Source organism: Amnibacterium sp., from assembly GCF_025463795.1.
Taxonomy (GTDB): Bacteria; Actinomycetota; Actinomycetes; order Actinomycetales; family Microbacteriaceae; genus Amnibacterium.
Genome location: NZ_JAODBE010000089.1, coordinates 1 through 8,425, shown reverse-complemented (window position 1 = coordinate 8,425; position 8,425 = coordinate 1). Strand labels below are relative to the sequence as shown.

7 protein-coding genes are annotated in these 8,425 nt (G+C 73.3%); all 7 read right to left on the bottom strand.

Going from position 1 to position 8,425, the window contains the following annotated elements:
• Positions 1 to 2,194 (bottom strand): TM0106 family RecB-like putative nuclease (locus JWQ92_RS08420; RefSeq protein WP_297344015.1); only part of this gene is annotated, 2,194 nt, incomplete at its 3' end.
• An 81-nt stretch (positions 2,195 to 2,275) separates the two neighbouring features.
• A complete protein-coding gene (locus JWQ92_RS08415) occupies positions 2,276 to 2,923 on the bottom strand; it encodes a response regulator transcription factor (protein ID WP_297344014.1) in 648 nt (215 codons plus the stop codon).
• Positions 2,911 to 4,962 carry a sensor histidine kinase gene (locus JWQ92_RS08410; protein WP_297344013.1) on the bottom strand — a complete coding sequence of 684 codons (2,052 nt, stop codon included), beginning with the start codon at positions 4,960 to 4,962 and terminating at the stop codon, positions 2,911 to 2,913. The genes JWQ92_RS08415 and JWQ92_RS08410 overlap by 13 nt, the downstream gene beginning before the upstream one ends.
• Positions 4,963 to 5,039: 77 nt before the next feature.
• Positions 5,040 to 5,693 carry a hypothetical protein gene (locus tag JWQ92_RS08405; protein WP_297344012.1) on the bottom strand — a complete coding sequence of 218 codons (654 nt, stop codon included), beginning with the start codon at positions 5,691 to 5,693 and terminating at the stop codon, positions 5,040 to 5,042.
• Positions 5,694 to 5,888: 195 nt separating this feature from the next.
• Positions 5,889 to 7,283, bottom strand: coding sequence for an FAD-binding oxidoreductase (locus tag JWQ92_RS08400; RefSeq protein WP_297344011.1), 1,395 nt, complete (start codon positions 7,281 to 7,283; stop codon positions 5,889 to 5,891).
• 207 nt (positions 7,284 to 7,490) lie between these two features.
• A complete protein-coding gene (locus JWQ92_RS08395) occupies positions 7,491 to 7,844 on the bottom strand; it encodes a GntR family transcriptional regulator (RefSeq protein ID WP_297344010.1) in 354 nt (117 codons plus the stop codon).
• The coding region (locus JWQ92_RS08390) for a hypothetical protein (protein WP_297344009.1) at positions 7,841 to 8,425 on the bottom strand (585 nt) is incomplete at its 5' end. The genes JWQ92_RS08395 and JWQ92_RS08390, both read right to left, overlap by 4 nt.

Genomic DNA, 8,425 nt, shown 5'->3' with positions numbered 1-8,425 from the left:
GACCGTGAACACTCTTTCCCTCCCCGACGCTCTTCCGATCTCTGGGCGCGCCGGCGACGCCGGCGTCGCCGCGCCCGGCCGTCTCCTCGACGTCCACGGCCGTGCGGCCGTCGGGGAGCGAGCGGACGCGCAGCACGGCGCCGCCGCCGTGCTCGCCCCGCTGGCCGGCGGGAACGGATCCGCAGCCGACCGGCGGCGGGTCGTCGTACATGACGAAGGCGGAGTCGCCCTGCTTCAGCGAGCTGCCCGGGGCGAGCGCGCCGACGAGCCGGAGGGTGCGGCTGTCGGACTGCTTCCTCCCGACCCGTGACCAGTCCTGCAGCACGGTCGACGCGTCCGGGTCGACGACGAGCACGTCCTTCTGCTCCGCCCAGGCCTCGACCGGGGCGATCTCCCGGTTGAAGTGCTCCCACCAGAACGACTTGTCCTCGCGGCGGTGGTACTCGATCGCGGCGGCGGCGAGGGCGGACGCGGTCTGCTCCGGCGTGCGCTCGTCCGCCGGGACCGCGGCCATCGTCGCGAGCAGTGCGTCGCGCGCCCGGTCCTCCCGCCGGTCGAGCGCGATGTCCTTCGCCGAGCCGGCGGGCAGCGGCGGTCGGCGGCGGATGCCGAGCTCGTCCGCGCGGGCGAGCAGCCAGTCCCGCAGACCCAGGGTGGAGAGGCAGTCGTACTCGTTGTAGTCGGCGATCTGCTGCAGCTGCCCGGTCGCCTCGGCAGCGCGCCCGGCGTCGAGTAGGGCTCGGTAGTGGACGTAGGCGTCCACGGAGTCCGCAGCGTTGGTCACATCGCTCTCGCGCAGCCGGTCGCCCATGTACAGGGGCTCGAGCTTCTTCAGGCTGTAGGACCGTTCCGAGATGCGCAGCGTGCGGAGGACGGTCGGATACAGGTCGACGAGCACGTGGTCGCGGAGGAGATCGTCGAGGATCGCCTCGCCGACGCCGTGGCGCGCGCAGAGCTGCTGCAGGTGGCTGCGCTCGTAGTCGGCGTAGTGGTAGATGTGCAGGCCGGGGTGACGTCGGCGCCGCTCGGCGACGTACTCCAGGAAGGCGACCAGCGCCCGCTTCTCCTGCTCCCGGTTGTGGGCCCAGAACGGCCGGAAGTGTTCGCGTCCCCCGTCGTGATCGATGACGCCGAAGAGGTACTCGAGTCCCCACGTGCGGCCGTCGTCGCTCCAGAGCGGATCGCCCTCGAAGTCGAAGAAGATGTCGCCGGCGTCGGGCTCGGGCAGCGCCGCGAAGCCGTCGGGGTCGATCACCTCGGCCTGCACGAGGTGCCCGCCCGCCTCGTCGGCCGCCTCCGCGCGCAGCTGCAGCTCCGCCTGCAGCCGCAATCGCTGCAGGGCCGCCGGACCGATGCCCTCGATCGGCCCGGTGCTCGCCACGAACTCGTCGATCGTCGTGATGCCCGCGGCCTCGAGCCGGGCCCGCTGATGCACGGTGAGACGGCCGACGAGCAGCACGTCGCGCCGGGCCTCCACCTGCGCCCAGCACTCCGCGCACCGCCCGTCGGCGGCGACGCCCTCGGCGCCCCAGGCGATCGGCCCGGTGTCGGCGAGCCGCGCGTCGACGAGCTGCCGCAGGCGCGCCATCCGGGTATCGAACACCGGACGGATGTCGTCCAGGCGATGCGAGGACAGGGTTCCGTCGCCGAGCAGCAGGTGCACGGTGTCGTCGAGCGGGATGCCGAGCCCGTGCAGCTGCTCGGCGTAGGCGGCGAGCTGCAGCAGCGCCGTCACCCGCGCCCTCCGAGCGAGCTTGGTGTCGTAGACCGCCCAGCGGTTCCCGGTGCCGTCCGTCGAACGGACGAGGAAGTCGGCGAAGCCGAGGAAGGTGCCGTCGAAGAGGGTGGCCTGGAACACGACGTCGGCGCCGTCACGCATGGCGGCCAGCGTGATCTCCTGGGCGGCGGCGAGCGCGGCGAAGTCGGTGGAGTCCTCCGGCCGCTCGATCACGGCCACGCCGCCCGGGGAGCCGGGCACGTGCGGACCGAACCCGGCGAGGTACTCCTCGAGCTGGCGGCGCTCGTGCACGTCGCCGAGTGCGGCCGCCCGCCGGTTCATCGCGTCCTCGGGCTCGGGCACCGCCTCCACCCGGCCGAGTTTCGCGTCGAGCTTGCGCATGAGGCCCCACTCGCACTCGACCGCGGCCTTGAGGTCGGATGCGCTGCACACGACGGTGCCGTTCCGAACGAACATCGCGCCTCCCCTCCTCGCTCCGGCGGCACGACCGTACGACCCGGGTGTGACAGGGCCTGCGACGTGGCGCAAGCGGCCGGGTCAGCCGCGCTCCTCGCCGAGGCCGACGTCGCGCGCCTTCGCGATGGCTTCTGCGCGCGATGCGACCTGCAGCTTCCGGAGGATGCTCGAGACGTAGTTCCGCACCGTGCTGTGGCTGAGATGCATCTCCGTCGCGATCTGGAGGTTCCCCCGTCCACGCGCGACCAGGTCGAGGATCTCCCGCTCGCGCTCGGTCAGGACGGGGAAGGGGGAGTCGCGGTGCTCGGCCCGCGGCGGCCCGAAGAAGGTCATCAGGCGGGCGGCGATGGCGGGGCTGAAGATGGCGTCGCCGTTCCCGGCGGCCCGGACGGCCCGCAGCAGGTCACCGGCCTCGGCGTCCTTCAGCACGTAGCCGCGCGCCCCGGCCCGCATCGCCGCGAAGACCGACGTGTCGTCGTCGAACATGGTCACCATCAGGATCCGCGCGTCCGGCAGAGCGTCGACGATGCGCCGGGTCGCTTCCACCCCGCCGCCTCCGGGCATCGCGACGTCCATCAGCACGAGATCCGGTCGGAGCTCGATCGCCTGCTGCACGGCCGACCCCGTGTCGGCCGCGGTTCCCACGGCCTCCAGATCGGGCTGGGTGCGCAGCAGCGCCGCGATCCCGTCACGGAAGAGCGGATGGTCGTCCGCGATCAGGATGCGCATCGGTCCTCCTGCTCGTCGCTGCCGCTCGGCCACCCGCTCGCCGGCATCGGGAGGCGCGCGGTCACGACCGTGCCGCCACCCCCTCTCGGTTCGATCTGCACGGCGCCGCCCACCTCGGCGGCCCGCTCCCGCATGCTGAGCAGGCCGACGCCGGGGACCGTTCCCGGTGGGAGACCCACGCCGTCGTCCTCGACGTCGATCCGCAGCCCGCCGTCGAATCCCACCCGCACGGTGCAGCGGGAGGCGCCGGCGTGCCGGGCCGCGTTCGCGATCGCTTCGACGCCGATCCGGTAGGCGGCCGCCTCGACCGCCGCGGGCAGCGGAGGCAGCGGATCGGAGGCCTCGACCGTGATCCGGAAGGTGCCCGGTCGTTCGAGGGGCGCGGCCGTGGACCGCAGGCCCTCGACGAGGCCGAACTCGTCCAGCGCGGGTGGGCGCAGCCCGTAGACCAGGCGGCGGACGTCCGCGATGACCCCGCGGATGCCTGCGGCGACCTGCTCGCCCAGGCGGGCCGCGGTGTCGGCGTCCGTCGAGGCCACCTGCGGGATCGCGGCGGCCTGCAGGGCCAGCCCGGCGAGGGCGGGACCGAGTCCGTCGTGCAGGTCGCGGCGCAGACGGCGTCGTTCGTCCTCCCGCGTCTCGACGAGTCGTGTCCGTGACGTGCGAAGATCGCTGGTGAGCAGGATCGCGTCGGCGGCCGCCGCGACCTGCGGGGCGACCTGCGCCACCAGGGCCAGATCGCGCGTCGTGAGTGTCTCGCCGGGCCGACGCGGCGCCAGTAGGAGCTCGCCCACACGGCGCCCCTGGAACACGAGCGGCGCGGTGGTGGTCGTCGTCCCAGGCTCGCCCCAGCCGGCCTCGGTGCCGTCGCGGAGCCGCACGGCGGCGTACGGGAGCCGGAGTGCCCGCGCCAGGGTCTGCGCGGCCATGGCGAGCACCGCATCCGCCTCCGCCGTGTCCTGCAGCCTCCGCCCCAGCTGGGCCATCACCGCGGTCGGCTCGTCCCGGAGCCCGAACATGAGCCGGTTGACGGTGCGCTGCAGGAGGCGGTGCAGGGGCTGCAGGAGCACAGCGACGACGCCCGTGGCGATCAGCGAGACGAGGAGCGGCACCGAGCGCAGCTGCGCTCCCAGGTAGGTGACCACCACGACGTAGATCGCGACGACGGCCGTCGTCAGGAGCCCGTACACGATCGTGCGGTTGACGACACGGTCCACGTCCCAGAGCCCGGCGCGCAGCACGGCGATGCCGATGCAGACGGGCACGATCGTGAGCGCGATCAGGACGGATCCGCCGCCGAACAGCGCGCCGGCGACCTGCGAGCGGCTGACGCCCGGTGGGAGCGCGAGCACGAGCAGGCGGCTCACGACGAAGACGAGCGCCGACATCGCGAGCCCGTACACGACCCAGCGCACCTGCGCCCGGGCATCAGGGTCCGCCATCCGCCGGTACCGGAGGATCTGGGCCACCACGCCCACGAGGAAGAGGACGACGCCGGCCGCCTGCACCGCGTCCTCGGTCACCGGTCGCCCAGCGGCCAGATCCACGACCACGAAGGCGAGGAGCAGCGCCGCACCCGCTGCGACCAGCGCGGCGAGCGGTCGCGGGAAGAACCGCCCGGTCGGGAACACGAGGAAGAAGAGCGGCAGGGCGAGCTGCCCGAGCGCGCCGCCCGTGCCGGCGAGCAGAGCGAGCGCGGTCGGGCCGCCGGTCACGGATCCGACCGGGCTCGCGACGAGGAAGCCGTAGGCGACGAGCATGTAGGAGCAGGCGAGGGCCATCCGGTCGGCGCGGGCGCGCCACCAGACCACGGCGGCGACGAGCAACGACGCGAGCGCCGGGACCCAGCCGAGGACGACGAGGGTGCTCGTGTACGACGCGGGGGTCATCCGCCATGCGGGCAGCTCCGCCAGCACCTGGGGCGTCACCAGCGACGGCGCGACCTGCGGCATCGTGGCGACGTCCAGGGCCGATCCGGCGAGGGCTGCGACGGGCCAGCCCGGGCGCGCGATGCGACTCAGGAGGCGGAGCGCCTTCATCGGGTCCTCCTTGTCCGCGCGTGGGCACATCGTATTGAGCGGGCGGCCCGTGGGATCGGGCCGCCCGCGTTCCGCCGTCAGGCGACGGAGGGTTCCGTGATGCGCTCCCGAGCGATCTGCCGGGCGGCCCCGGCGAGCTCGAGGCCGATCCCCAGCAGCGCGATGCTCGCGATGATCGCCTCGAGGTTCTCGAACCGCGCAGGCAGGACCATCGACACGAGGCCGGCGACGACGGCGACGAGCAGAGCGACTCCGGTCCAGGCGCGGAACTCCTTGGCCCGGAGCACGCTGATGCCGAGCAGCACCCCGCCGACCACGGCGCCGGCCATCCCGACGAGGAACAGCACGCCCATCAGTCCGGGTGCCGGCGCGTTGGCGAACGCCCGTGTCGCGGGGTCGTCGACCAGCGGCGGGAACACGGTGGCGTTCACGAAGCCGTTGCCGATGCCCTGGATGAGCAGCACGAGGCCGATGCCGATCGCGCCCGTGAGCGTGAGGACGGGGCTGCGGTGGAACTGCCGGGCGACCACCGCCGCCAGCCCGACGATCATGAGGGCGCTGCCCAGGAACTGCAGCAGCGTGAACGCGGTGTAGATCGGTGCGTCGACGTAGGCCGGGGTGATCGTCCCGCCCGGCTGGTCGACGGCCGCGAGGACGTAGCCGGCGATGCTCGTGGCCGCTCCGGTGGCGAGGATCCCGCCGCCGAGCCGGTCGAGGGTGTGGTCCGACATCGGACGCTCCTTCACTCAGTCGCCCGCCGGACTCTCCGACGGGGTGAAGGCAGCGTCCCGCCGCGGCTGTCACAGGCACATCGGACCGGTGTACCGACCCTGTCCTGTCCTGTCCTGCTCACCGGCGCCGCGTGCAGGCTTCGCCGTCAGCCGAGCGCAGGGGCGCTCCATCGGGCCCCTCGACGGTGCGCGCGGTCAGCCCGCCGGCGGGATGTTGTGGTTGCGGTGGAAGAGGTTGTCCGGGTCGTACTGGCGCTTCACGCTCGCCAGCCGGTCGTAGGTCGCCTGCCCGTAGGCCTCGGCCACCGTGCTCGCGTCGGTGTCCGTGAGCCCGTTGACGTACGCCCGCCCGACGCCGAGCGGCTTCAGGCGGTCGCTCACCCGCTGCACCCACTCCCGTTCCGCCGAGTAGAGCTCCTCGTTCGCGCAGACCGCGATCAGGAAGAGCGCGTAGCAGGGGTCGCGGCGCCCGCTGAATGCCGTGTCACCGTCCGCGACCGCCGAGTAGGCGTGGTCCAGGCGGTAGAACGCGGCGATGGTCAGCGGCGACCGCTTGCTCGGCAGCTCGTCGGCCAGCACCTCGATGACCTCGTCGGTGATCTCCGTCAGGTACACGCTCCGGTCGTAGTCGTACCGGCCCCACTCGTTCGGTTCGTCGAGCATCTGCTGCAGCGCGGCGTATGGCATGGGTGTCGCGAACTCCCATGCCGGTGGCACGGCCTTCCGGATCCGCTCGAGCAGCGCGGCGTGCTCATCCGGATCACCGAAGCCCACGACGAGCAGCGCCTGGCCGGGAGCGCCCTGGTGCTCCTGCGGCACGAACGGCGCGAGCGGCGCATTCATCGCCACGATCATCACGTTCTCGTCGGCCGGCAGCGTGGGGACGAGCTCGCGGGCGAACCGCAGCATCTCGGACGCGTGCTCCAGGTCCCAGAACAGCAGGCCCATCTGGATCATCGGCCCGACCGGGTGGAGCCGGAACTCGAACTCGGTGACGATCCCGAAGTTGCCGCCACCGCCGCGCAGGCCCCAGAACAGATCCGGATGGGACTCCGCGGACGCCCTGAGCACCTCGCCGGCCGCCGTGACGACCTGGGCGCGGATCAGGTTGTCGATCGTGAGCCCCGCCAGGCGGGAGAGATGACCCATCCCGCCGCCGAGGGTGAGGCCGCCGACGCCGGTGTGGCTGACGATGCCGGCCGGCACGGCCAGCCCGTGCTCCTGGGTGGCGGCGTCGAGCTCGCCGAGCAGGGCGCCACCGCCGACGACGGCGGTCCTGGCCTCGGGATCCACCCGCACGCTGTTCATCCGCCGCAGGTCGATCACCACGCCGTCGTCGACGACCGACGATCCGCTCATGTTGTGGGCGCCGCAGCGCACCGAGATCTCCAGACCGCCGTTCCGCGCGGCGGTGACCGCGGCGACCACGTCGTCGACCGTCTCGCACATCGCGACCGCCTTCGGCCTGCGGTCGATCGCCGCGTTCCAGACCCGACGGGCGTCGTCGTAGTCGGCGTCGTCGGCCGTGATCACCCGGCCGCGCATACGGCTCCGAAGCTCCTCGACCGGGTCGCTCAGTATCTGCACCATGTCCGCACCTCCGCGGAAGGAGCCGAGGTCACCCTGTCGCTTCGGGCGCCGGAGGATCGACGGCGGGCGGAGTGCGGTCGATCGGGCGGACTCCCTCGATCGCCCGGTCGCCTCACCGTAGACCTGCGGGGGACCCGGCAGAAGGGGAATCCGACGGGCGCCCTGGTACGCCTCGACGGCGCCCATCGCGTGGGATGGATGGACAGATCAGGGGCCGTCGAACCGGACCCGGACCAGGGCGAGCGCCGCCGCGAGGTCGAGATGGTTCGCGCGCGCCGCCGCGACGTAGCGGTCGGCGGCGGCGCGGACCGCGTCGTCGGTCGCCGCCGTCGCGAGCACCCGGGTGCCCTTCGAGCGGTTCGTCTCGACGAGTCCCGCCACCTCCAGCTCGGCGTAGGCGCGCGCGACGGTCCCCGGGGCCAGCTGCAGGTCGGTGGCGAGCTGCCGGATCGTCGGCAGGCGCGCACCCGAGGCCAGCGTGCCGTCCACGATGCGGTCGTGGAGCTGCTGCCGGATCTGCTCGAACGGCGGGACCGGGCTCGAGACGTCGACGCTGATCATCGGAGGAGCGGCGCCGGCTCCGACGAGGCGCCGCGGAACGAGGCGGCGGCCGCGAGGGCGAGCCCGAACACGACGCACGCCAGCACGCCGGCCAGCAGTCCGGCCAGGAGGACGCCCCCGCCGAGCAGCTCCAGGGGCGAGCCGAACCCGGCGGAGTGCACGGCGGATCCGGTGACGAGCAGCGTTCCGGCGAGGTGGCCGAGCAGCCCGGCCGTGGCCAGTCGGGAGATCGTGGACGACACGGCGAGACGCCAGGTGCGGTCCGCGACCGCGTCGGCGCCGACCGCGGGGAGTCGGGCGATGCGCCGCAGCGCGAGCATCGTGGTGAGCAGGAGCAGCGCGGTCGCCGCGAGCAGTGGGACGGCGTAGTACCAGCCGGGGTACGGGGTCGCCGTGCTGCCGCCGTCGGGCCGCACCACGCTGAACGCGCGTAGGAGGCCCTCGTCGTCACGACTCGCGGTCGCCCCGGTGACGACCAGCACCACCGCGAGCGCCGCGGCGGTGAGGGCGGGAACCAGGTAGTGCCGCCTGGCGCCGATCGTCCACGCGGACCGGGGCTCGAGGCCGGCCGAACGCAGCGC